Origin of the sequence: Marinomonas sp. ef1 (assembly GCF_002806845.1) — a bacterium.
Lineage (GTDB): Bacteria > Pseudomonadota > Gammaproteobacteria > Pseudomonadales > Marinomonadaceae > Marinomonas > Marinomonas polaris.
Genome location: NZ_NHTT01000001.1, coordinates 450,406 through 474,538, shown reverse-complemented (window position 1 = coordinate 474,538; position 24,133 = coordinate 450,406). Strand labels below are relative to the sequence as shown.

Here is a 24,133-nt window from a genome sequence, read left to right as displayed (position 1 = left end):
AAAAATCGCAAAGGCTAAACAACGTGTTTAGCCTTAAAAACGTCGGCGAATTATACTGAATTCACTTACTTATTCTTAACTACTTATTCTTAACTGCTTATGCTTAATTACTTGTTCTTAATAATGTAGCACTGGTGAATTTTGTCGTTACGATCAAAATCTGGGTCGAGCGTTTCGCGAGTGATGTTTTTCACATCGTATTCTTGCTCTAACGCTTCGTCCAATACAAAACGACGATAATTATTAGAGAAGATAAGCTCCCCGCCTCTCGCCAGTCTTGCCATCGCCAAACGTACAAGTTCACCATGATCGCGCTGAATATCTAGGATATCTGCCATTTTTTTCGAGTTCGAAAACGTCGGCGGGTCCATGAAGATCAAATCAAACTTATCACGGCTTTGCTTTAGCCATTCAATACAATCGGCACGCTCTACCTGATGGTGACGATCTGAAAATTCATTCAATTCGATATTACGACGCGCCCATTCGGTGTAAGTGTTCGACATATCGACACTCAACGAACTGCGCGCACCACCTTGTCCAGCATGAACCGACGCGGTCGCTGTGTAGCAGAACAAGTTTAAGAAGCGTACGCCATTGGCTTTGTCTTGAATCAATTTACGTACTGGACGGTGATCAAGGAATAAACCAGTATCCAAATAATCTTTTAGATTAACGATGAATTCACAGCCGTATTCTTCTACGATCATTTCGTGTTTCGTCTGATCGAATTTTTCATATTGCTCTTTGCCAGTCTGTCTTTGGCGCTGTTTCAAGATCACATTGGATTCTGAAATATTCAACGCGGTCGGAATGGCAGACATTACTTCAAACAAACGCTGTTTGGCTTTTTCGGGATCAACGCTTTTTGGTGCCTGATATTCTTGAACGTGCGCCCAATTGTCATAGACATCAATAGCAACAGAGTATTCTGGCATATCAGCATCATAAACGCGGTAACACTGGATCTTGTTTTTCTCGACCCATTTTTTCAATTTCTTAGCATTCTTTTGCAGACGGTTAGCAAACATTTGTGCGCCCGGCGTCATGACTGATTGCGCGACGACGTCTTCTTTTATGCTGCCAGCCAACAATGGGAACTGATAAGCGCGACACTCGATGCCACCGTTTATCACTCGTGTGCTTTTCTCTGGTCTAGCTGGAATTTGACGCGCCAGATGATCGTTACTGGTTAGCATCATAAACTGCCAGCCACGTACGTGAGTCACAACCCATTCGCCTAACTGACGATACAAGGCAATCAAGGCCATTTCATCACCGATACGCTCACCATAAGGTGGGTTGGTAATTAATAGCCCCGGAGCATCAGGGTTGATATCGAATTCGTGTTCTTGGAACGACGACATGGTCACATCAATAACGTCTGTTAGCCCAGCGCGCTTGATGTTTTCTCGCGCGGCAGCAATGGCTTTTTGCTCTCTATCCGTACCTTGAAAACGAATACCCAAGGTTGCAGGGTCTTTTTTACGGTTCTTAGCGAAATCCATTAACTGCTGCCACATACGGTGATCGTGCTGTTTCCAGCCTTTGAATCCCCAATATGGACGACGTAAACCCGGCGCGATATCCAAAGACATCATCGCGGCTTCAACCAGGAAAGTACCAGAACCACACATAGGATCGATTAATTGCGTCAAACCGCAATCCCTTCCCCAACCTGCGCGTAGCAAAAGACCGGCTGCTAAGTTTTCTTTCAGAGGCGCCATGCCGCCTTGTTGACGGTAACCACGGCGATGCATACTTTCGCCGGATAAATCGATACTCACTGTCACCACTTCACGTTTGATACGCAAAGCAATGCGGACTTCTGGCTGTTCTTTTTCAACGTTAGGACGTTCGCCAGATAAGGCCACAAAATAATCGGCAATCGCATCTTTCGCACGAACCGCACCAAACTGAGTGTTACGAATATGGTGGTTGGTACCGTGGCAATCAATTGCGATGGTGTTGCTTGCACTCATGTGGTCGGACCACTGAATCGCTTTTACGCCATCGTATAAGTCGTCGGCAGATTCCATTTTGAAATTGGCAATCGGCAACATAACGCGAGTTGCAACGCGAGACCAAAGGCAAGCTTTGTACATACCTTCTAAGTCTGTTGTCAGCTTAACCTGCGCTTCACCCAATCGAGTTTGCGTCAGGCCTTCGCCATGCAGCTCTTTTTCTAAGACATTCTCTAACCCAAGAGGACAGGTTATTTCTAATGCGTAAACCTGACTTGCTGAATCAGTTGTCTGTAATATCGTGCTCATTTATAAAATACTTTTTTAAATTTCAATGAATGTTTCGAAACGCATAAAGAGGGCAGGATTGTGTCCCGCCCTCTTTTTCAAACAAGGTACAAAAATACGCTGCACCTTGTTTTCAATTCGATCTTTAGATACCGAGATCAAGCTCTCGGTAATAAGCATCAGTGCTTGCTATAGCTTCCTTAATTAACTCTGGGCCGTGATAAATAAAGCCCGAATATATCTGAACTAAACGCGCACCAGCTTGCAGTTTTTCTACCGCATCGGCGCCACTTGAAATACCGCCAACACCAATAATAGGCAAGGTGTCTTTCAAATGTTCAGCCAATACTTTCACCACATGAGTAGACGCGTCACGAACGGGCATACCGCTCAGTCCGCCCGCTTCTTTTTCAAACTTATGGCCCAAAACCGCATCGCGAGACAAGGTAGTATTGGTGGCAATAATACCATCAACACCCTGCTCAGCTAGAGTATCAGCAACCATTTTAATTTCGTCATCAGTCATATCTGGGGCGATTTTTACCGCTAATGGCACACGCTTACCCTGTTCTGCTTCATAACGGTCACGTGCCGCAACCAATGGCGCAATTAACTGAGCCAAGCTTTCGCCAAACTGCAAACTGCGAAGTCCCGGTGTGTTTGGCGAGCTGATGTTTGCTGTAATGTAATCTGCGTAAGGAATAACGCTTTCTAAACACGCCAAATAATCTGCTGCCGCGTCTTCTACTGATGTGGTTAGGTTTTTGCCAATATTGACACCCAACACACCAGGATAGCGGTGAGATTTAATCCGTGAAACCAAATGATCTACGCCTTTGTTATTAAAGCCCATACGGTTGATAATGGCTTCATGCTCTGGCAAACGGAACAAACGTGGCTTAGGATTCCCTGCCTGCCCTTTCGGTGTGACAGTTCCTACTTCAACAAAACCAAAACCTAATGCGCCCAAGGCTTCAAACGCATCGGCATTTTTATCTAAGCCCGCCGCCAAACCTACCGCGTTGGGAAAACGTAATCCCATCACATCAATAGGTTTAGTCGATGGCAATTCACCTAGAAATTTATTCAAACCCAATCGACTGCTTGCTGCAAGAAGATCCAATGACAATTCATGAGACACTTCTGGGTCCAATTTAAAAAGTAACGAGCGAGCAAGTTGGTACATTGTTAGGGCTCCTAGGCGGTTAAAATCAGATAAATGCCTTATCTGGTCGGTGCTGTCTAATTTATTTAATCTTCTAATTCGTGCTATCTAACTTTAGGCTATCTAATTTAAAACTCTTTAACTTTAGTAACGGCAATCAGTTTATTCATGTCATCAAATTCTACTTCAAAAAAACCGTAAATCCCTTGATGAGTAACAAAACGCTGAAAAGCCGACAAAGGCAACTGAACTTTACGCCCATCTAGACTGCTCGCGACTAGGTTTTTCGCCGCACCAGCATACATAGCTTCATATTTAAACGCAGGCAAAGCCACATTTAATACAATTTTCGCCATTTTTTCGTCCTGTGCTTACGTTACCCTTACAGAGATCACCCTGTGCGTAAAGATTTGAATCCGATAAGATGAAGACTATTATATGGAGACCTTTGCACGAAGTCACGAGCGAAGCCAAGACGAGGCAAAAACAGACGCCAAAGCCGAGCTTATAGGTTATAAATGAGCGCTTTAAGCCTGTTTTAACAAAGTATTGGTGAGCACAGTCGTTTTGCAAGGGTTTCATCTTGCGTTGACACTTTTATTGACAAAAGTATAAGGAACCTAGGTTCGATGGTAACTGTAATTGAGCAATTAAAAGATCACCTAAATCACGCCGTTGTTGGCCAACCAGATTTAACCCATGAATTACTTGTCGCTTTAATCGCTAATGGCCATGTGCTTCTAGAAGGGCCACCGGGCATAGCAAAAACTACTGCTGCAAAAGCTCTTGCTAGCGCCATCGATAGCCGCTTCCAACGCATTCAATTTACGCCAGACTTGTTACCCGGCGATGTGACTGGTTCCGATATTTATCAGCAAGAAACGGGCAAGTTCAGCTTTATCCCCGGCCCTATTATGAACGACATAGTGCTAGCTGACGAGATCAACCGCGCGCCAGCCAAAGTACAATCTGCACTGCTTGAAGCCATGGGCGAGAGACAAGTCACCGTTGGCAATCATAGCTATCCACTGTCTGCACTGTTTTTCGTTATTGCCACGCAAAACCCAATCGAGCAAGAAGGCACTTATCCTTTGCCTGAAGCGCAGCTTGATCGTTTTATGATGAAGATAAACCTCGGTTACCCAAGCGCTGCTAGCGAATTGGATGTACTGAGATTAGTGCGTCAGCAAGATTTGCACAAAACCTCTGCAAGCAAGCCACAGCCAATTTGCAAACCCCATGAAATTCTTGAACTTCAGCATAAAGCCTTATCTTTGTATATGTCTGAAAGTGTCGAGCAATACATAGTGCAGCTCGTCATGGCAACCCGCCAACCAGAACTTTATTTAGGCGATGCAGGTAAAGGAACTAATCTGATTGAATTTGGCGCCAGTCCTCGTGGCACCTTGGCTCTTGATCGTTGCGCTCGTGCCAATGCACTGATAAACGGTAGAGACTTTGTCACACCAGACGATGTTCGCCAGATTGCCTTACCTGTGTTGCGCCATCGCATCATTACGACGTTTGAAGCACAAGCCGCCGGATTATCTGTTGACGATCTATTGAAGCGATTGATTAGTCACGTTCCTGCACTGTAACTCAGGGAATCGCAGAAAAAGGCAATTAGTACGATGAGTCCATTATTATCACCCGAATCTCCTGAGCTGGATGACGCCCATTTCGCTCTATTGGCAAGTTATGCAAAGCATTTAGGACGAGCGCCCAAAGCCATTCGTTTTGCGACCAACTCAGGAGAGCGTCGCTCACGACAAAAAGGTCATGGCATGGAAATGCTCGAACTTCGCGCTTATCAAGCCAGCGATGATTTGCGCCATATCGATTGGCGAGTGACGGCTCGAACAGGCCAAGCTCATACTCGACTTTATGCGCAAGAAAACGATCATCAACGACTGTTATTGCTTGATCTTTCTAGCCGCGCTTATTTTGGAACTCGTCATACCTTTATTGCCACGCGCTTTATTCAGCTTGCAGGCATTATTGCGTGGCGCTCCAAACAGCAAGGCGACACTCTGTCTTATCGAATCACCTACGGCAACCAAGAACATGCCAGCAATAAATCTGGCACTCTGCCTACGCTTTTGAACTATTTAAAAGACGCGTCTAAGATAGAAAACCGAGCCAATGGCAGTAATGCGACCAGTATTTGGTCGAACACCTTGCTTACCAATAAAGCTCACAATAAAGATGTAATAATACTGACAGACAAACAAAGCTGGAATGATGACGAAGAAAGCGCATTAATGAAGCTGGCCGAGCACAATTCTGTTCACTGGATACAAATCATCGATAGCAATGTCTTTAATCTACCTGCTGGCCAATATCAGATGGCCGACAATAATGGCATTAAACCCGTTACCATCAGCAAAAACAGCATGCAACAAGCGAAAGCCGATTTTCTCTCACAAAATACGTTGATGCGTAAAAAGCTGGCTTCTTTTGGTATTCGCCACCAAATATTTGATATCACCGAATCACCTGAAAAAATCGCTCGTTATTTACTTTCACAAGGAGCGTTACACTAATGCCTGCTGCACAAGCACCTCTACAACCAGCAACACAAGCAATAGACTTACCGCACAAAGCTTACCTGCTGCCCCAATCTGTTCCTATGTGGCCGCCAGTTTGGTGGACCTGGCTTATTGTTGCAGCTGTTATTCTATTAATTATAGGCTTGCTCGTCTTATGGTATCGACGCCACAAAAAGCGCACATACCGACGGGAAGCTTTGTCTGCCGTCACCAATACATCGAGCGAACTTAGCGATAAAGACTGCATTTTACTTTGCCACGAAATGGTTCGACGCTGCCTTATTAGTGAAGGCAAAACAGAAACCGCCGCTTTGCCCAGCAAGACCTTGTTTGAAACGTTAGACAAATCCATGCCAGCAAAACGACAATTTTCTTTTCTTGGCAGCGAGTTTATCGATGGTCCTTATAGAAGCCAGATTGAGCTAGCCACAGAACAACGCAGCACTATGATAAAAAACACTTGTTATTGGATAAGGAAACACCATGCTTGAATTGTCTTGGCCTTGGTTCCTTCTTCTTTTACCTTTGCCCTTTATTATGTATTTTCTGCCAAAAGCCAAGCCCAAAGGCGACGGTATTTGGTGGGGTAATACGGAACAGTTAGTCAATCACCAAGATGGCAAAGCGATACCTAAACGCCCAACTTTGCGTTACGCCTGCCTATTGGTTTCTTGGATTCTGCTGATCTTTGCGATGACCCAACCGGTTTGGTTAGGCGAACCGACAAAAGTCACTCCGTCAGGTCGAGACTTGCTCATTGCTCTCGATTTATCTGGCAGTATGCAAGTTACCGACATGGCGCTCAACGGCCAACCTGCAAACCGATTAGAAGCCGCAAAATCTGTTTTGTCTGACTTTATTCAAGAACGCCGCGGTGATCGTATTGGTATTATCGTTTTTGGCTCAAAAGCCTATCTTCAAGCACCGCTAAGCTTTGATACCAAGACGATTAATCAGCTCGTGCAAGAAGCTCAAATTGGTTTTGCTGGTGAACAGACGGCCATTGGCGATGCCATCGGACTGGGAATAAAAAGACTCGAAGACAAACCCTCCGATAAAAAAGTGCTTATTCTAATGACGGATGGCGCGAATACCGCAGGTCGAGTACAACCACAACAAGCCGCCGCCTTTGCCGCCTCACAAAACGTAAAAATCCACACCATAGGCATTGGCGCAGACAGCATGATTGTACAAAGCTTCTTTGGCCCTAAAGCCATCAATCCTTCAAGCGATCTAGACGAAACGCTATTAAAAAACATTGCCGCACAAACAGGTGGTGAATACTTCCGCGCCAAAAGCACCGAAGATCTACAAGCTATTTATCAAACACTTGATGCGTTAGAACCAACTCCTGCCGAAGATATTTGGCAACGACCACTGACCAGTTTGTTCCATTGGCTAGGTCTTGGCTCGATTATTTTTCTAGGTTTGGCACTACTCGCCAGCAAGCAACTTACATTGAATAGTAACTTTTTTCATAAAAGAATCTCGCGCAAAGGAGGTCAAGCATGATGCTTTTTGACTTGATTCATTTTGAACGCCCCTATTGGCTTATTTTGTTACCGATAACCTTACTACTGGCGTATTTCATCACAGGAAAAAGTTCGAATAAAAGCACGCTAGATAAAGTGGTTGATCAGCGTTTGATGCAGCATTTGGTTTATCAAAATACATCCAGCAATGTGAATAAATGGTTCGGTTTAGCAGCAATATCGTTATGTTGGATTGGCTTAGCTGGCATCAGCTGGACGAAAGCACCAACCACCATGTTTGAAAACACCCAGAAAACAGTGTTGGTTGTCGATCAATCATTGTCATTGTACGCAACCGATATTAAACCCAATAGACAAACTCAGTTAAAGCAAACTATTCGAGATATCTTGGCTCAAAGTAAAGAAGGAGATATTGCACTGGTCGCATTTGCTGGTGAAGGCTTTGTTATCAGCCCTTTTAGCCAAGACAGAGAAACCATCACCCATTTTTTGCTCGCATTAGATCCGATCATCATGCCGACGTATGGCAGCAACCTGACCAGTGGTATTGAAACCGCATTATCTCTTAGCAAAGATGACGCCACGCCACTGCATCTTATTGTGTTAACCGACGACCTTAGCGAACAGGATAAGACGGCAATCCCTACGTTATTTAAAGGCAAAAACATACAGTTAGATTTAGTGGCTGTTGGCACAACCAATACATCACCAATCAAACTACCTGACGGCCAAATTCTGAAAAAGAATGGCAGGAATGTCTCGCCGATCACACCGATCAAAGACTTAAAAGCCCTCACAACATCGCTTGACGGGACATTTCACCAAGGACGCTTAAGCTCTCAAGAGCTCGCGCAGATCACCAATACCGCATTGGATAATCAGCAAACCCAAAAAGCACAAAATAAAAGCATACACTGGATAGAACAAGGCCAATGGCTTGCTTTACCCTTTCTATTTTGGCTGGCATTTCAGTTTCGCAAAGGCATGCTTTTTATGCTGCTGGTTAGTGTCATTTATTTGCCTTCAGAGAAGCTACAAGCTTCACCTCTTGATTGGTTTTTGACGCCAGATCAAAAAGGTCAACAAGCTGTGGATCAGGGCAATTGGCAAGCTGCTGATCAATACTTTCAGCAACCAGAGTGGAAAGCAGCCTCATCGTACGCTTTAGAAAATTATCCTGAAACAATTCAGCAGCTAGAAAACCTAAATAGAAATTCGGCAGAAAATTATAATTTGGGTAATGCGTTGGCATTATCAGGCGATACTGAACAGGCTATTCGAGCCTATGAAAAAGCATTGGAACAGGACCCTTCACTAAAAGCCGCCAAAGACAATCTCGATTACTTAAAAAAACAGCAACAAGAACAACAAAAGAAAGACCAACAGAAAAAAGAACAGGAAAAATCTAAACAACAAGACAAAGAGAAGAATCAAAACAAACAACCCAACCAGTCTGATGCAGATAATAAAAGCGATCCTGAGGATAAAAACGACTCAAAAGATCCGTCTGACTCAAAAAAAGATAATAAAAAGAACGAAAAACAAGACAAAAACAAAACACCTGAGGATAATAAGCAAAATGAAAACTCAGACGAACAAAAACAGAAAAAGCCTGAAAACACACAGTTAGACAAAGAAAAAACACAAGCGCTGAACCAGTGGCTAAGACAAATCCAAGACGACCCAGGATTACTACTGCAACGCAAGCTCTGGTATTTACACCAAGAAAAGCGCAATGAAAATCGATTTTCGCAAGAGGATGGGCAAAACCCATGGTAATAAAGCAATACTTCCTTTCATTAATATCGCAAAACAAGCCAAGTCGCTTGTTTTTCTCACTAATGACGACCCTGCTTTTTATTACATTATCAAGCTCTATTCATGCCGCCAGCGTTACTGCAACTCTCAATAAAAACGTTTCAACCGAGAACGAAGTCGTCCAACTGACTTTACGTGCTGATTTTTCAGACACCGGGAACGGGCCAGATCTAACCCCCTTAGAACGCGATTTTGATATTTTAGGTAAAAGCCAAAATAGCCAATTTAGCTTCAACTTAGGCACCAGCACTGCTTTAAACTTCTGGGTTGTCACCTTGATGCCAAAATCTGTCGGCACGGTTGAAATTCCACCGATTAAAATAGGCGATCATGAATCCCAACCAATTAGACTGACCATAAAAAGCTCTCCACAGCTCTTGGACGGCAATGGTAATCCGCCTGTCATGCTAAAAACGGAAGTCTCTGAAATAGAGCCATACCTTCAGCAAGAAGTCATATTGAGCGTCAAACTTTATACGTCAGTTGCACTTCAGAATGCGAACCGATCAGTTCCTTCGCATCCTGATCTTGTCATTGAAAGACTTGCTGACGACCAGATGAATTATCAAACGGTTAATGGCACGCAGTATCAGGTGATTACGCGGGACTATTTAGCGTTTCCACAGCGTAGCGGTCTATTAACGATACCACCTCAAAGCATTCAAGCAATGATCAATACATCAACTGGCAGAAGAATGATTAAGGTTCAAAGCGAACCACTCAACCTGCAAGTGACTCCTATCCCAGCCAGCTACACGGGTGATGCTTGGTTACCTAGCAGCAAGGTAACTGTATCGACCTCTCTTGATAAGTCGAATGATGCCCCAAGAGTGGGCGACACACTTATTTGGACCATTAACATCAGTGCTAAAGGTGCGCTGCCAGAACAGATTCCAACACTAGATTTTAACAGTACTCGCAAATACAAACTCTATCCAAAACCACCAAAGTTTGATAACCAAAAAACGGCCAACGGTGTGACTGGCAGCCAAAGCATCACGGTTGAAGTGGTGCCAACAGAACAAGGCCCCCTTACACTACCAGACATCAATATCACCTATTGGGACACTGAAACAAGAACAATCAGTACGGCCAGCGCCTCAACAAAAAGCATTAAAATAGCGCCATTACCAAGTACTTCAAGCAAGGCAAATGACGCCACAGCAAACAAACAAACAATCAGTGAACCATTACCAGCACAAACTCGCTCGGTTGCCCCAATATCTTTGGCCAAAAAAACCATAGAAAAAACCACGCAACCGACTCAGTCAACACCTGAAAATGGATTAGATCTAGAAGTACTACAAACTGAAGATGGCTTTTCACTGCGTCATTACCTAATTGCTGGATTACTTTTCTTGGCAGTGTCCATGCTAACTATATGGGCTATTATTTGGTTCAAGCGCAAAAAAACACAGCCAGATGACATTTACCAAGTCCCTACATTGCAAGAATTTGCACCACTCAGCACTTCTGACGAACAAAGTGCCTACAACGCGCTAATTGAATGCTGCCAGCAAAACAGCCTCCAATCTTTAAGACCAAAACTTTTAGAGTGGGCCCGCCATCGCTGGGGAGACAATGAAATTCGCAGTGTAGATGACATAAAACGCCTAACATCCGTTCAAGTGACTCAACTTCTAATGGAAGCGGAATTAATGCTGTACTCAAACAATCCAGCACATGAATGGCAAGGAGAGCCTCTTGCCATTGCACTTGAAGAGTACACAAGCGGACAAGCCAAACCTTCGCAGGCTAGTCAGCTAAAAACACTTTATCCAAACTTTTAATGAATGCTATTGCAAAAAAGGACCAACATGATGACACCATTTCAAACAGGTATTATTGCCGAAGCCTCAAGTGACGCCCTTTTTATTACATTCAATGTAAATAGATCAGAAATCAACACCCTTAAAAACGCCTTAGCAGCCGCTCCTGCGCTTATTGAAGAACTCCAAGCACAATTCCCAGCAGCAGAGCTACACGCTGCTATAGGCCTTAGCGATCTAATTTGGGATAAACTAGACACTACGCGCCCACAACTTCTTGCCACTTTCCCTCATATCACCGGCAAAGATATTGAATTCACACCAACAGATGTTGATCTTGTTCTTCATATACGCTCATCTCGCCATGATGCAACATACCAGTTAGCTAGCGTTCTTTTTAAAGCCTTTGGAAATAGCGTCACGTTAGTCGACGAAGTCAGTTGCTTTAAGTATTTAGATAATCGTGATTTGACTGGTTTTGTGGATGGCACTGAAAACCCAGCTGGCGAACAACGCAAGGCAGTGGCTCTAGTCGGCGATGAAGACCCAAGGTTTGAACATGGCTCATACTTCAATTTAATGCGTTTCGTTCATGACTTAGAAAAATGGGAAAAAGAAGATATAAAAACTCAAGAAGATATATTTGGACGAACTAAGCACACCAACCAAGAATACCCTTCAGCAGAAAAATCCGTTCACGCTCATACCAAGCGCACCTCACTAAAAGATGAAAATGGCAACTCGATGGAAATCTTGCGCCACAGCATGCCATTCGCCACTTTAACGGAAAAAGGTCTTATGTTTGCTAGCTACAGCAAGACGCCAGTGATTTTTAATCTCATGCTGGAAAGCATGGTGAAAGGTGACGAGAACGGCAACACAGACCACCTAATGAAGTACACTCGCGCCACAACAGGACAAGCATTCTTTATACCTTCAAACCAATGGTTAATGTCTCTTTCTAACAGCAAGTAAAAAAATTCACCCATTAGAAATTTCAAGAAAATAAAAAAGCCACTCAAATTTGAGTGGCTTTTTTTTGCAAAAACTGTTGTTTATCTTTCTATTTTTGCTTTATTTTTTAGGTAGTCTTGCTGACCTTGAGTGCTAAGAGTCGCTTGAGTCTGATTCAAGTAACGCTCATAAGCTAGCTTCTGATCATCAGGAACCGTCGCATTACCAGCATCAACCTTATTTAAGCGAATCAAAGCCAAATCACCATTAGATAAACCTTTCACTTCAATAACAGGCTTGCCATCTGGATGAGGCAAAGAGAAAGCCAATGATGTCATTTCATCTTGACCACGCTTAGCATCTTTTACAGAAGTCCACTTGGTATTGCTTGCACTCTTCGCTTTTTCTGCTTTAGCGCGCAGTGACTCTACCGCTTTGTTTTGCACCACGATAGAAGCAACCTGCTCTTTCGTTTCTTCATAAGACTGGAAAGCTTCTGGCTTGTGATCATTTAAATGCAGCACAACCACCTGATCATCGCTCAGCTCAACCAAGTTGCTGTTCTGACCATCTTCTAAAACAGGCGCGCCAAACGCAGCAGCAATAACTGCAGGATTACTAGTGACCTCATCAGAGCCGCCATCACGACCAAAATACGCACTTTGAAGTACATCAACACCGTATTCTTTTGCAATAGCGTCTAACTTATCACTCGCATAAGCCAAATCAGTAATATCTTCATGAGCCGTCAGCAAAGCATCTCTTGCTTTGTCTTCACGTAACTTTTGCTGCAACTCTTCTTTTTTGGAAGCAAAGCTTGGTACATCAGGTTTTGAAATATCATCCAGTTTGATTAGATGGTATCCATACTGACCTTTAACCGATTTAACTTCGCCTTTTTTCATAGAGAAAAGCGTATCGTCAAAAGCAGAACCCATAATGCCTTTTTCGACATAACCCAAATTACCGCCATCTTTATTCGAACCAATATCATCTGAATATTTAGCAGCCAAATCAGCAAACTTAGCACCTGCTTTAAGTTTAGCCTCTACTTCTTCAAGACGTTTTTTAGCTTCGTCATCGCTACGATCAGATGTTTCAATAAGGATATGTGACGCGGATCTTTCTTCTTGCGCCAAAACAGAAATAGAAGCCTGATAAGCATCTTGCAACTCAGCATCTGTAATTTTTACTTTACCGTAAAAATCAGAGCTCGAAATCACAACATAATTTACCTTAACTTGCTCTGGCGTTTTGAAGTTTTCTTTATTTGCTTCGTAATACGCTTTTAGCTCATCGTCTGACACACTAGTATTTTCTGACTCATCAGCCAAAGAAAAAGACACATAATCGTATGTTCTTTCTTGAGACTGTAGTTTAGAAACACTGTCTACTTGATAAGGCAAAACAAACTCTGAGCCAGCAATAGCATTACGAGGCTGCTGGATCAAAACATCTTGTTTAATACGCTCTTTAAAGGCCAACGGAGTGAAACCAAGAGAACGAATAAAGTTAAGATATTTATTTTGATCAAATTGACCATTCGTTTGGAACTGTTCAGCTTGCAGCAAATAAGTATTTACTTGAGCATCTGAAACCCCCAAACCCAAGCCTTTTGCCTGATTAGCTAATACAACACGCTGAACCAACTCATCTAAAGCACGACGCTGCAATAAGTTATCTTCCAGTAATGCAGGATTAACTTGCCCACCCATCATTGAAATTAATTGACGGCGTTGAGTTTCAGCACCTTGCAGCATTTGCGTACGGGTAATATCTACACCATCCACTTCTGCTACGGTATCTGACGAATTAAAGCTAGTAACCAAGGCGTCTACGCCAAATAGAGCAAAAGTCACAACGATAAAACCAACTATGATCTTTACCACAATGCCTTGTGACTTATCTCTGATATCCTGGAGCATTACTGCCTCCAAATGAGTTAATTAAATGACAAATAAAAAAGGTGTATTCCGCTTGGAATACACCTTTTGTGTCTAATGGCGGAACAGACGGGACTCGAACCCGCGACCCCCTGCGTGACAGGCAGGTATTCTAACCAACTGAACTACTGCTCCAAAAACATTAGTTTACAGCGTCTTTAAGACCTTTACCGGCTTTAAAGCCAGGAACCTTCGCTGCTTTAATTTGGATTTCCTCACCAGTTTGAGGATTACGGCCTGTACGCGCCGCACGTTCTTTAACTGCAAAAGTACCAAAACCAACTAGTGTAACCTGGTCACCTTTTGCCAAAGCAGCTTCAATTGCTTTCAAAGTAGCATCAAGTGCATTGCTAGCAGAAGCTTTAGATAAATCAGCAGACGCTGCAATAGCATCAATCAATTCAGATTTGTTCACGTTGTACCCCTTCAGTATTTTCTTGGTTCCTTAGTGTTTTTTCGGCGCAGTATAAATGACTACCGACAAGGCCGAGCCAGCAGTTATACAAGCCCAGCCTATCCCCTGTCAACACAGGTTATGCCTTTAATGATGACTTACAGTTTCTTGTTCATCAACAGTTTTTTCACTTGAAGGCAATGTTTCTACCTTTTTTGGTGAAGGAATGTACTCCAAAGCAATATCAAGCACTTCATCAATCCATTTGACAGGGATGACTTCAATGTCTGCCTTGATATTATCAGGAATTTCCTTTAGATCACGAGCATTTTCTTGAGGAATAATCACAGTTTTTATTCCTCCCCTGTGAGCCGCCAGAAGCTTCTCTTTCAGCCCACCTATGGGTAACACTTCCCCACGCAGCGTAATCTCACCAGTCATGGCCACAGAGGCCTTTACAGGTATCTTAGTTAACACAGATACGATGGCTGTACACATAGCAACACCAGCACTTGGACCATCCTTAGGCGTGGCACCTTCTGGAACATGCAAATGAAGGTCTGTTTTTTCATGGAAATCTTCATCAATACCAAGACCAGTTGCTCGACTTCTAACCACTGTCAAAGCCGCTTGAATGGATTCCTGCATAACATCACCAAGTGAACCAGTCTTAACATGACGACCTTTACCCGGTACACCAGCCGCCTCAATGGTCAATAATTCACCACCTACAGACGTCCAAGCCAAACCTGTCACCTGACCGATTTGATTTTTTTCTTCCGCTTTTCCATAACTAAATTTATGCACACCGGAAAAATCTTCCAAATTAGCACTTATTACTTCAACCGCTTTTGATTCTTTATTACTACTTAACGCCTGTTTTTTGACAACACGACGGCAAATTTTACTTAGCTCGCGCTCTAAACCACGAACACCAGCCTCTTTAGTGTAGTAACGAATCACATCCATCAAGGCATCATCTGTCACCTTAATTTCACTTTCTTTAAGGCCTGACAACTTGATTTGCTTAGGTAGTAAATAGCGTTTTGCGATATTCAACTTCTCATCTTCGGTGTAACCCGGAATGCGAATAACTTCCATACGATCCAAAAGAGGACCAGGGATATTCATACTATTCGATGTACAAATAAACATGACATCAGAAAGGTCGAAGTCCACTTCAAGATAATGATCATTGAAAGTGTGGTTTTGCTCTGGATCAAGCACTTCTAGCAGCGCAGAGGCAGGGTCACCTCGCTGATCCATACCCATTTTGTCAATTTCATCCAACAAAAACAGCGGATTCTTAACTTTCACTTTCGCCAATTTTTGCAACAACTTACCTGGCATAGAACCGATATAAGTACGACGATGCCCTCGTATCTCAGCTTCGTCACGAACACCACCAAGCGCCATACGTACGTACTGACGATTAACCGCTTTCGCAATCGATTGACCCAGCGAGGTTTTACCTACACCTGGAGGCCCAACCAAACAAAGTACAGGACCTTTTACTTTTTTCACTCGCTGCTGCACAGCAAGAAATTCTAGAATGCGCTCTTTGACATCCTGAAGACCATAATGATCTTGGTTCAACACTTTTTCAGCGTAAGCTAAATCATTACGAACTTTACTGCGTTTTTTCCAAGGTAAAGATGTTAGCCAATCGATATAGCCTCGAACCACTGCAGCCTCAGCTGACATAGGTGACATCATGCGCAGCTTTTTCAACTCACCTTCGGCTTTTTCTTTTGCCTCATCGGACATTCCAACTTCAGCAATTTTTTCTTGCAGCTGATCTAATTCATTACTGCCATCTTCCATATCTCCAAGCTCTTTCTGAATGGCTTTCATTTGCTCATTCAAATAGTACTCGCGCTGACTTTTTTCCATTTGCTTTTTAACACGGCTGCGAATACTTTTTTCAAGATGAGCGATATCAAGCTCGCCATCCATCAAGCCAATCAAATATTCTCCACGACCCGTTAAAGAGTCTATTTCCAATACTTTTTGCTTATCTTCAAGCTTGAGGCTCATATGGCCCGTAATATTATCGATAAGCTTGGCAAGATCATCGATAGACTTTAAAGAAGCGACCACCTCCGCAGGAATACGTTTACTTCCCGCTACGTATTCGTCTAGCTGCTTAAGCAAAGCATTACGAATAACACCATGCTCTGTTTGATCCTCTTCTTGTAGATCAAGCTCAACAATGCGACCTAAGACAAAACCATCCGCCTCTTCTATTTTTTCGAGACGAGCACGCTTGCTACCTTCAACAAGAACCTTAACTGTTCCATCAGGTAGTCGCAGCAATTGCATTACTTTCGCTGTCGTACCAATAGAATAAAGATCCTCTAAAACTGGATCATCTTTAGAGGCATCCTGCTGAGCAACAAGAAATACATGTTTATCATTTTCCATCGCAGACTCTAATGCTGCTATGGATTTAGCGCGACCAACAAATAACGGCAACACCATATGGGGATACACGACCACATCACGAAGTGGCAACATTGGCAGTAGCAAAGAATCTGTCATATTTTTTTCCAATCCGGGCACATAAAGAAAAGCGCACTTTTATATTTCAACATTGATTAGGAAAGAGATAGGGACGAAGCCCGAAATTACAAGCACTATCACCATTTGAATTTAGTCTACACAACACTTTAAAGCGAAATATCATAAAAAAAGCCGAATTCAAGCAATAAAACTTAAACTCGGCTTTTTTATTAGATCATCAAACTTTAAAGAATTATGCGTTTTTAGCCAACTCTTCTTTTTCCAACACCATCAAAGGTGCAGTCTCTCCACGAATTGAAGTGGCATCCATAACAACTTTTACCACATCATTACGAGTAGGAAGCTCATACATGCTATCCAATAGAGCTGACTCTAAAATACTACGCAAGCCACGAGCACCAGTTTTACGCTCCAAAGCCAATTTAGCCGCTTCACGCAAAGACTCAGGTGTAAATTCCAGCTCAACACCTTCTAACTCAAACAAATGCTGATACTGTTTAACAAGAGCATTTTTAGGCTGACTTAAGATCGTCATCAACGCCTCTTCATCCAATTCTGAAAGTGTCGCCACAACAGGCAAACGACCAACAAACTCTGGAATCAAACCGAATTTAACTAAATCTTCTGTCTCTACACGGTGAACCGCTTCAGAAAAGGATCTACCCTCTTCTTTACTTTTCACGGTTGCAGAAAAGCCAATACTACTTTTTTCTGTTCTATCGCTGATAACACGCTCTAAACCTGCGAACGCACCACCACAAATAAACAAAATATTGGATGTATCGACTTGCAAAAACTCTTGCTGAGGATGCTTACGACCACCTTGCGGAGGAACAGAAGCAACAGTACCTTCAATTAGTTTTAGCAAAGCCTGCTGAACACCTTCGCCAGACACATCGCGTGTAATAGAAGGATTATCAGACTTTCTTGAAATTTTGTCTATTTCATCAATATAAACAATACCACGCTGAGCTTTTTCTACATCGTAATCACAGTTCTGCAATAGCTTTTGAATGATGTTTTCAACATCTTCACCAACATATCCTGCTTCCGTCAATGTAGTCGCATCAGCAATAGTAAAAGGTACATCTAGAACACGAGCAAGAGTCTGAGCAAGAAGCGTTTTACCACTACCTGTTGGACCAATTAGCAAGATGTTACTCTTACCTAGCTCAATACTAGTGTCCGATTTTCCCTGATGACGCAAACGCTTATAATGATTATAAACTGCCACCGCCAAAACACGCTTAGCTTTGTCTTGGCCAATAACATAATCATCAAGCGCCGCACTTAGTTTAGATGGCGTTGGCAACTCATCTGCAGACTCACCATCCTCAGTAATCTGAGACAGCTCCTGCGTAATGATGTTATTGCAAAGATCCACACACTCATTACAAATATAGACTGAAGGCCCTGCAATAAGTTTTTTTACTTCGTCTTGGCTCTTTCCACAAAAAGAGCAATACAATAACCGATCGGAGTGGTCGCCACGGCTAAATTTATCATCCGACATTTATTCCACCCTTTTCTTAAACTATTCGTTTCTGCAAGATATCATCAATCAAACCGTAGTCTTTTGCTGTTTGTGGATTCATGAAGTTATCACGGTCCGTATCAATAGCAACTTGCTCAATTGGCTTACCAGTATGAAAAGAAATAATTTCATTCAATTTATGTTTGATACTTAAAATTTCACGTGTATGAATCTCAATATCAGAGGCTTGCCCCTGATAACCACCTAAAGGCTGATGAATCATAACTCGCGAATTTGGCAAACAATAACGTTTACCAGCAGCACCAGCTGTTAACAACAAAGCACCCATACTCGCTGCCTGACCAATACACATTGTACTAACATCTGGCTTAATGAATTGCATCGTATCATAAATAGACATGCCAGCAGTAACAGAGCCACCCGGAGAGTTAATATACAAATGAATGTCTTTATCCGGATTTTCTGACTCTAAAAACAATAACTGCGCTACAACCAAGTTGGCCATGTGATCTTCAACTTGACCAACCAAAAAGATCACTCGCTCCTTAAGTAAGCGCGAGTAAATATCAAATGACCTTTCTCCACGAGCGGTCTGCTCAATAACCATTGGGACAAGACCATTACTTGTGATTGCAACAGGACCGGTAGTCGGGTTCATCAAATTCATATCGCATTCCTTAAAACAAAAAAGTCGACATAGCAAACGCTATGTCGACCTTATTAAAAAAGATAAGACTTGTCTTATGCTTCTTCCCCAGCCTCTTCAGCTTGGGCATTTGGCTTGATAGCGTCTTCATATCCCAGAGTTACTTCAGTAACCTGAGCAGATTCTAACAGTTTATCAACAACTTGCTCTTCAAGTACAGCAGATTGAACTTGAGCTAGTTGTTCTTTGTTCTTTAGGTAGAAATCAATAACTTGTTGTGGCTCTTGGTAAGCTTGAGCCATGTCTTCTAAGAAAGAACGAACACGGTCGTTATCAACTTTCATGTCATCTTTCTTGATAACTTCAGAAATCAACAAACCTAGCTTAGCGCGTTTTTTCGCTTCTTCTTGGAACAATTCAGCAGGTAACTGAGATGCATCAAAACCTTGACCGCCAAACTGCTGAGCAGCTTGTTTGCGAAGTGCGTCAACTTCTTGATCAACAAGAGCTGAAGGAACTTCCACCTCATTGATTGAAGACAAACCTTCAAACAAAGCGTTTTTAAGTTTTGACTTAATTGCTTGATTTAGCTCACGCTCCATATTCTTGCGCACTTCTGCACGCAAAGCAGCAACAGTCGCTTCTTCTAGACCAAATTTCTCAACAAAAGCATCATTTAGCTCTGGAAGGATTTGTTCTGCAACTTCAGAAACAGTAATTTTGAAAGTAGCTTCTTTACCTTTCAAGTTTTCAGCTTGGTAATCTTCTGGAAAAGTCACTGCAATAGAGCGCTCTTCGCCAGCTTTAGCACCTAGGATACCAGATTCAAAACCTGGGATCATTGTATTAGAACCCAAAACTAATTTATGACCTTCAGCAGCGCCGCCGTCGAAAGCCTCATCACCTAGATAACCAACAAAATCGATTGTTACTTGATCGCCGTCCGCAGATGCGCGCTCAACAGCAGACCATTCAGAATTTTGCTTACGCAAAGTTTCCAACATTACATCAACGTCTGCATCAGTTACTTCAGATACAACGCGATCAACTTTAATCGTAGCGTTATCAGCCAAGGTAACCTCTGGATAAACTTCTACTTTAACAACAAACTCAAGATCAGCGCCTTCGGCAAAGTTCTTAGGTTCAATTGAAGGCATGCCTGCAGGCTGAATAGATTCTTTTTGAATCGCTTCAACGTAAGCATCACGCATAATTTGTTCTACAGCATCAAGACGAATACCTTGACCGTAACGTTTTTTAACAACACTAACAGGCACTTTGCCTTTACGAAAACCATCAATACGAATTGTTTTCGCTGTTTTAGCCACTTCAGAATTTACTTTTTCGTCAACACGAGCAGCTGGAACACTAATTGTTAGAACGCGCTCAATTGGAGACGTTGTCTCTACAGAAACTTGCATAAAACTTCCTCTCGGGAACCTGCTTTAATTTGTTGGCAATCTCGTTATTAACAAGACATCTATTCAATTACAGCCAACAAAACCTAAATAATAATTTAATTAAAGTAATGGACTGAAAATGGTGCTCCGTACTGGATTCGAACCAGTGACCTACCGCTTAGAAGGCGGTTGCTCTATCCAACTGAGCTAACGGAACAAAGATCATTACATTTCATTTGGTGGGCTATTATAGGGATGGAATAGCAATCGTCAACCAATAGACATAAAAAAGCCCAGTAAAACTGGGCTAAAAATGACTATTTGAAGCTATGGAACCGAGAATAGTTAAAATTCACTACTCCGCAGCACAAATATCACAAAAGGAACGAGATAAATAATACAAGCAGCCACCCTAAAAAACAAGGCAAATGCGCCAAAAGGAGCCACGTTGCACCGTGTTTGTGCAATGTGCATTAAAAAGAAGTTTTTAATAAAATATTTAAGCCTATGTTATTGTAGTAGCCAACTTAAACAGAGCTTGATCACCATGCCAGAACGTCTAATTTATTTTTTTCTTGTCTTCAAACGTTATGGATACTTAACAATAACAAGATTCAAACATAGCAACCTTTCACAAAAAGCAGCACAACTCACTCTATCGAGCCTGCTAGCCGCTGTCCCTATCATAACTATTATTGTTGGAATACTAAGCTTCACGCCAGCATTAGAAGCAATGCAAGCACAACTATTCCAACTCATTGAACAGCATCTAGCACCCGGCTCTAGTGACATAATGATGCCCTATTTAATTAAGTTTTCTGCGCAGACTAAAAATCTTCCAGCGGCAGGACTTGTTGCTCTTGTTTTAACCGCACTATTACTACTAAATAGCTTTGAAAGTAGCGTCCAATCCATCTGGGAAATCAAAAAGGCCAGAAAAATTAGAGAGCGGTTACTAATATACTGGGCCATACTAACCTTAGGCCCAATCATTTTTGCAACATCACTAAGCCTATACGGCACACTTATATCAATGCAAATACAAGGTACACAAACAAATGCATGGTTTGACAATCTATTAGAACTTGGCGGCATTACATTGTATTTCTTAATGTTATTGACACTGAATTATTTAACACCAAATGCTGAAGTTTCATTAAAGTGGGCTTCAATATCTGCTCTTGCAGGTAGCATCGGCCTCTTCATCTTAAATACGATATTCAGCTCATTTGCACAATTTTTCAGCAGCTACCAAGTAGTTTATGGCGCGTTCGCAGCCATCCCTATCTTTCTTATCTGGCTGCAAAGCTCATGGTTAGTAGTGCTCGCATCGATTTGCCTTTGCGCCACACTGCACAACATAAAAAACACAACTCTGCAGAAAAACTTAGCATCCGGTCAGGATTAATGTAAAATCCCGCAAATTTTCCACAATAGGGCTTACCATGACGAATACAATCAACGACCTAAACAAAATTTTAGATGAGGCGGATTGCTTAGTTGACGAAGCAAAACTTAACGAAGCCCTTGATAAGATGGCAACACAAATAACGGCAGACCTAGCAGATAAGCTCCCTCTTGTTCTTTGTGTTATGAATGGCGGATTAATTCCAACAGCCGCTTTGATAGAACGCTTAAACTTTCCATTAGAACTCGACTACATTCATGCCACTCGATACGGAATGGAAACAGAAGGTGCCTCACTTAATTGGCTAAGCTACCCACAAACGAGCCTTAAAAACAGGCACGTCCTCGTTGTAGACGATATTTTTGATCAAGGACACACCTTACAAGCGATTGCTAAATGGCTAGAAAACCAAGAAACAAGCGGCGTATACACTGCGACCGTTATTAATAAATTACACGACCGCAAAACAAACATGACTCCAGATTATGTCGGAACAGATGTTGCTGACAGGTTTTTATTCGGCTACGGAATGGATTACAAAGGCTTCTTCAGAAACCTAAAAGGCATCTACGCTATTAAAGACAGTTAATTCAACATCAAATGGCAGACAAAAAAATACCCACTTCAATAAAGTGGGTATTTTTATAACAAACTAAAACTAGAACACTCGATTAAAACCATTGAGCGCCGCAACTCGATAGGCTTCCGCCATAGTTGGGTAGTTAAAAGTCGTATTTAAAAAGTACTTCAATGTGTTCTGTTTACCAGGCTGCTTCATAATCGCTTGACCAATGTGAACAATCTCTGACGCTTGGTCACCGAAACAGTGAATCCCCAGCAACTCTAGCGACTCGCGGTGAAACAAAATCTTCAACATTCCAACCGCCTCACCTGTGATTTGTGCGCGAGCAGTGTTTTTAAAGAAAGCACGACCTACTTCGTAAGGCACTTTTTCAGCCGTCAATTCAGCTTCCGTTTTGCCTACTGAACTTATTTCAGGAATTGTATAGATACCTGTCGGCACTTCACTAATGAACTCACCACCAGGAGAACCAAACATATTAGCAGCAGCAGCACGACCTTGATCATACGCCGCACTGGCTAAACTTGGCCAACCGATAACATCACCTGCAGCATAGACGTTCTCAACCTGCGTTTGATAGGTATCATTTACCGCTAATTGCCCGCGACTATTAACCTCTAAGTTAATTGACTCTAGACCCAAATTATCGGTATTACCGGATCGACCATTACAGAACAACAAAGCATCTGCGCGTAATTTTTTACCTGACGCCATATGCATCACTACGCCACGCTCTGTGGTTTCAACAGAATCATACGTTTCATTGTGACGAATCAAAACACCACCATCACGCAAGTGATAACTCAACGCATCTGTAATCTCATCATCAAGAAAGCTCAATAATTTTTTGGCTGGATTGATTAGCTCAACACGTACACCCAAACCACAAAAAATAGATGCATACTCACAACCAATTACACCCGCACCATAGATAATCAAAGAGCGCGGAGTATGACTTAAACTTAAGATGGTATCAGAACAATAAATACGAGGATGCGAAAAATCGATATTGGCTGGACGGTATGGACGCGAACCAGTTGCAATCACGACTTTCTTTGCCTCTAGAAGCTCTGGCCCTTTCTCATAGGTATTTACTTCTATCGTATTCGCATCTTTGAACTTACCTCTACCAAAGTAAATATCAATTCGGTTACGTGCATAATATTCCGTACGACCCATGACCTGTTTATCAATTACTCGATTCGCACGATCCAAAACTTTTGGAAATGAAAACCAACGAGGCTCACCGATATCACGGAACATTGGGTTAGTATTGAAGGCAATAATTTCCTTAACAGCGTGACGCAATGCCTTTGATGGAATGGTCCCTAAATGCGTACAACTTCCGCCTACTTGCGAACTCGCCTCAATAACAGCCACTCTTTTGCCAGCCTTCGCAGCACTCATTGCAGCACCTTCTCCGGCAGGACCCGTGCCTAACACCACCACATCATAATGTCTCGTCGTCATAATACCCTCTTCACTGTTCAATTATTTAGATGCGTCGTAAAACGTGTCATCAGAGACTGTTGCCGCCATACCTTTTTTCGTTTCTTTCTCGCACTTACCCTTGTCTCCACCACAAATATCGCAGGCAACTTCCATTCCTAAAGCGCTCATGCCACCACAAGAACCAGAAATAGGTTTTCTACCCATCAACACACCGACAGACATAGCAGTAACCAATAAAAGCATAAGGACAAATGCCAAAATAATCGTCAACATATGATTTCTCCTAAAA

General features: G+C 42.5%; 20 protein-coding genes and 2 tRNA genes. 9 read left to right on the top strand and 13 right to left on the bottom strand.

Features of this window, described 5'->3' with window-relative positions:
- Window positions 1-107: 107 nt before the first annotated feature.
- The 3 genes from rlmKL to CCS02_RS02055 all read right to left on the bottom strand — a co-directional run bounded on the left by rlmKL (window position 108) and on the right by CCS02_RS02055 (window position 3,773).
- Complete coding sequence (gene rlmKL, locus CCS02_RS02065; protein WP_072838042.1) at window positions 108-2,273, bottom strand: bifunctional 23S rRNA (guanine(2069)-N(7))-methyltransferase RlmK/23S rRNA (guanine(2445)-N(2))-methyltransferase RlmL; 2,166 nt, start codon at window positions 2,271-2,273, stop codon at window positions 108-110.
- A gap of 124 nt (window positions 2,274-2,397) precedes the next feature.
- The gene (locus CCS02_RS02060) at window positions 2,398-3,438 is read right to left on the bottom strand and encodes a quinone-dependent dihydroorotate dehydrogenase (RefSeq protein WP_100188121.1); all 1,041 of its coding nucleotides are present in this window, start codon (window positions 3,436-3,438) and stop codon (window positions 2,398-2,400) included.
- A 107-nt stretch (window positions 3,439-3,545) separates the two neighbouring features.
- The gene (locus CCS02_RS02055; protein WP_100188122.1) at window positions 3,546-3,773 is read right to left on the bottom strand and encodes a DUF2835 domain-containing protein; all 228 of its coding nucleotides are present in this window, start codon (window positions 3,771-3,773) and stop codon (window positions 3,546-3,548) included.
- Between the two features lie 273 nt (window positions 3,774-4,046).
- On the opposite strand from CCS02_RS02055, the gene CCS02_RS02050 reads away from it, so the two are divergent.
- From CCS02_RS02050 to CCS02_RS02020, 7 genes are read left to right on the top strand one after another with little or no spacing between them, the layout of a single operon-like run.
- Window positions 4,047-5,015 carry an AAA family ATPase gene (locus CCS02_RS02050; protein WP_100188123.1) on the top strand — a complete coding sequence of 323 codons (969 nt, stop codon included), beginning with the start codon at window positions 4,047-4,049 and terminating at the stop codon, window positions 5,013-5,015.
- A 33-nt stretch (window positions 5,016-5,048) separates the two neighbouring features.
- A complete protein-coding gene (locus tag CCS02_RS02045) occupies window positions 5,049-5,960 on the top strand; it encodes a DUF58 domain-containing protein (RefSeq protein WP_100188124.1) in 912 nt (303 codons plus the stop codon).
- Window positions 5,960-6,457: a DUF4381 domain-containing protein gene (locus tag CCS02_RS02040; RefSeq protein ID WP_100188125.1), complete on the top strand. Its 498-nt coding sequence runs from the start codon at window positions 5,960-5,962 to the stop codon at window positions 6,455-6,457. The genes CCS02_RS02045 and CCS02_RS02040 overlap by 1 nt, the downstream gene beginning before the upstream one ends.
- Window positions 6,450-7,478, top strand: coding sequence for a VWA domain-containing protein (locus CCS02_RS02035; RefSeq protein ID WP_100635500.1), 1,029 nt, complete (start codon window positions 6,450-6,452; stop codon window positions 7,476-7,478). Before CCS02_RS02040 ends, CCS02_RS02035 begins: the two co-directional genes overlap by 8 nt.
- Entirely contained in the window at window positions 7,475-9,238 is a 1,764-nt protein-coding gene (locus CCS02_RS02030; RefSeq protein WP_100635498.1) for a VWA domain-containing protein, read from the top strand. Before CCS02_RS02035 ends, CCS02_RS02030 begins: the two co-directional genes overlap by 4 nt.
- Window positions 9,232-11,067 (top strand): BatD family protein, encoded by a 1,836-nt coding sequence (locus CCS02_RS02025; protein ID WP_100635496.1) that lies wholly within the window; start codon window positions 9,232-9,234, stop codon window positions 11,065-11,067. The genes CCS02_RS02030 and CCS02_RS02025 overlap by 7 nt, the downstream gene beginning before the upstream one ends.
- 27 nt (window positions 11,068-11,094) lie before the next feature.
- Window positions 11,095-12,021, top strand: coding sequence for a Dyp-type peroxidase (locus CCS02_RS02020; protein ID WP_100188129.1), 927 nt, complete (start codon window positions 11,095-11,097; stop codon window positions 12,019-12,021).
- 80 nt (window positions 12,022-12,101) lie between these two features.
- Here CCS02_RS02020 and CCS02_RS02015 read toward each other — a convergent pair whose 3' ends face one another.
- From CCS02_RS02015 to CCS02_RS01980, 8 genes are all read right to left on the bottom strand, one after another.
- Entirely contained in the window at window positions 12,102-13,925 is a 1,824-nt protein-coding gene (locus tag CCS02_RS02015; protein ID WP_072838032.1) for a SurA N-terminal domain-containing protein, read from the bottom strand.
- A gap of 76 nt (window positions 13,926-14,001) precedes the next feature.
- A tRNA-Asp gene (locus CCS02_RS02010) sits at window positions 14,002-14,078 on the bottom strand.
- A gap of 7 nt (window positions 14,079-14,085) precedes the next feature.
- Complete coding sequence (locus CCS02_RS02005; protein ID WP_012069435.1) at window positions 14,086-14,358, bottom strand: HU family DNA-binding protein; 273 nt, start codon at window positions 14,356-14,358, stop codon at window positions 14,086-14,088.
- Between the two features lie 126 nt (window positions 14,359-14,484).
- Complete coding sequence (gene lon, locus CCS02_RS02000) at window positions 14,485-16,878, bottom strand: endopeptidase La (RefSeq protein ID WP_072838031.1); 2,394 nt, start codon at window positions 16,876-16,878, stop codon at window positions 14,485-14,487.
- Between the two features lie 214 nt (window positions 16,879-17,092).
- The gene (clpX, locus tag CCS02_RS01995) at window positions 17,093-18,373 is read right to left on the bottom strand and encodes an ATP-dependent protease ATP-binding subunit ClpX (RefSeq protein ID WP_072838030.1); all 1,281 of its coding nucleotides are present in this window, start codon (window positions 18,371-18,373) and stop codon (window positions 17,093-17,095) included.
- 16 nt (window positions 18,374-18,389) lie between these two features.
- Window positions 18,390-19,022, bottom strand: a complete 633-nt coding sequence (gene clpP / locus CCS02_RS01990) for an ATP-dependent Clp endopeptidase proteolytic subunit ClpP (protein WP_072838029.1) — start codon at window positions 19,020-19,022, stop codon at window positions 18,390-18,392.
- Between the two features lie 74 nt (window positions 19,023-19,096).
- Entirely contained in the window at window positions 19,097-20,422 is a 1,326-nt protein-coding gene (gene tig, locus CCS02_RS01985; RefSeq protein WP_072838028.1) for a trigger factor, read from the bottom strand.
- A 119-nt stretch (window positions 20,423-20,541) separates the two neighbouring features.
- Window positions 20,542-20,618 (bottom strand) — tRNA-Arg (locus tag CCS02_RS01980).
- 330 nt (window positions 20,619-20,948) lie between these two features.
- Here CCS02_RS01980 and CCS02_RS01975 point away from each other — a divergent pair.
- The gene (locus CCS02_RS01975) at window positions 20,949-21,809 is read left to right on the top strand and encodes a YihY family inner membrane protein (RefSeq protein WP_072838088.1); all 861 of its coding nucleotides are present in this window, start codon (window positions 20,949-20,951) and stop codon (window positions 21,807-21,809) included.
- A 37-nt stretch (window positions 21,810-21,846) separates the two neighbouring features.
- A complete protein-coding gene (locus CCS02_RS01970; protein WP_100188131.1) occupies window positions 21,847-22,398 on the top strand; it encodes a hypoxanthine-guanine phosphoribosyltransferase in 552 nt (183 codons plus the stop codon).
- Between the two features lie 69 nt (window positions 22,399-22,467).
- Here CCS02_RS01970 and sthA read toward each other — a convergent pair whose 3' ends face one another.
- Window positions 22,468-23,862: a Si-specific NAD(P)(+) transhydrogenase gene (gene sthA, locus CCS02_RS01965; protein ID WP_072838026.1), complete on the bottom strand. Its 1,395-nt coding sequence runs from the start codon at window positions 23,860-23,862 to the stop codon at window positions 22,468-22,470.
- 21 nt (window positions 23,863-23,883) lie between these two features.
- Entirely contained in the window at window positions 23,884-24,117 is a 234-nt protein-coding gene (gene nqrM / locus CCS02_RS01960; RefSeq protein ID WP_072838025.1) for a (Na+)-NQR maturation NqrM, read from the bottom strand.
- Window positions 24,118-24,133 lie beyond the last annotated feature (16 nt).

Excerpts from the sequence above, each read along its gene's own strand:
- clpX (WP_072838030.1), bottom strand. The coding sequence starts at position 18,373 with ATGTCGGATGATAAATTTAGCCGTGGCGACCACTCCGATCGGTTATTG.
- CCS02_RS02055 (WP_100188122.1), bottom strand. The coding sequence starts at position 3,773 with ATGGCGAAAATTGTATTAAATGTGGCTTTGCCTGCGTTTAAATATGAA.
- nqrM (WP_072838025.1), bottom strand. The coding sequence starts at position 24,117 with ATGTTGACGATTATTTTGGCATTTGTCCTTATGCTTTTATTGGTTACT.
- clpP (WP_072838029.1), bottom strand. The coding sequence starts at position 19,022 with ATGAATTTGATGAACCCGACTACCGGTCCTGTTGCAATCACAAGTAAT.
- CCS02_RS02015 (WP_072838032.1), bottom strand. The coding sequence starts at position 13,925 with ATGCTCCAGGATATCAGAGATAAGTCACAAGGCATTGTGGTAAAGATC.
- tig (WP_072838028.1), bottom strand. The coding sequence starts at position 20,422 with ATGCAAGTTTCTGTAGAGACAACGTCTCCAATTGAGCGCGTTCTAACA.
- rlmKL (WP_072838042.1), bottom strand. The coding sequence starts at position 2,273 with ATGAGCACGATATTACAGACAACTGATTCAGCAAGTCAGGTTTACGCA.
- CCS02_RS02030 (WP_100635498.1), top strand. The coding sequence starts at position 7,475 with ATGATGCTTTTTGACTTGATTCATTTTGAACGCCCCTATTGGCTTATT.
- sthA (WP_072838026.1), bottom strand. The coding sequence starts at position 23,862 with ATGACGACGAGACATTATGATGTGGTGGTGTTAGGCACGGGTCCTGCC.
- CCS02_RS02045 (WP_100188124.1), top strand. The coding sequence starts at position 5,049 with ATGAGTCCATTATTATCACCCGAATCTCCTGAGCTGGATGACGCCCAT.
- CCS02_RS02040 (WP_100188125.1), top strand. The coding sequence starts at position 5,960 with ATGCCTGCTGCACAAGCACCTCTACAACCAGCAACACAAGCAATAGAC.
- CCS02_RS02060 (WP_100188121.1), bottom strand. The coding sequence starts at position 3,438 with ATGTACCAACTTGCTCGCTCGTTACTTTTTAAATTGGACCCAGAAGTG.
- lon (WP_072838031.1), bottom strand. The coding sequence starts at position 16,878 with ATGACAGATTCTTTGCTACTGCCAATGTTGCCACTTCGTGATGTGGTC.
- CCS02_RS01970 (WP_100188131.1), top strand. The coding sequence starts at position 21,847 with ATGACGAATACAATCAACGACCTAAACAAAATTTTAGATGAGGCGGAT.
- CCS02_RS01975 (WP_072838088.1), top strand. The coding sequence starts at position 20,949 with ATGCCAGAACGTCTAATTTATTTTTTTCTTGTCTTCAAACGTTATGGA.
- CCS02_RS02035 (WP_100635500.1), top strand. The coding sequence starts at position 6,450 with ATGCTTGAATTGTCTTGGCCTTGGTTCCTTCTTCTTTTACCTTTGCCC.
- CCS02_RS02020 (WP_100188129.1), top strand. The coding sequence starts at position 11,095 with ATGATGACACCATTTCAAACAGGTATTATTGCCGAAGCCTCAAGTGAC.
- CCS02_RS02025 (WP_100635496.1), top strand. The coding sequence starts at position 9,232 with ATGGTAATAAAGCAATACTTCCTTTCATTAATATCGCAAAACAAGCCA.
- CCS02_RS02050 (WP_100188123.1), top strand. The coding sequence starts at position 4,047 with ATGGTAACTGTAATTGAGCAATTAAAAGATCACCTAAATCACGCCGTT.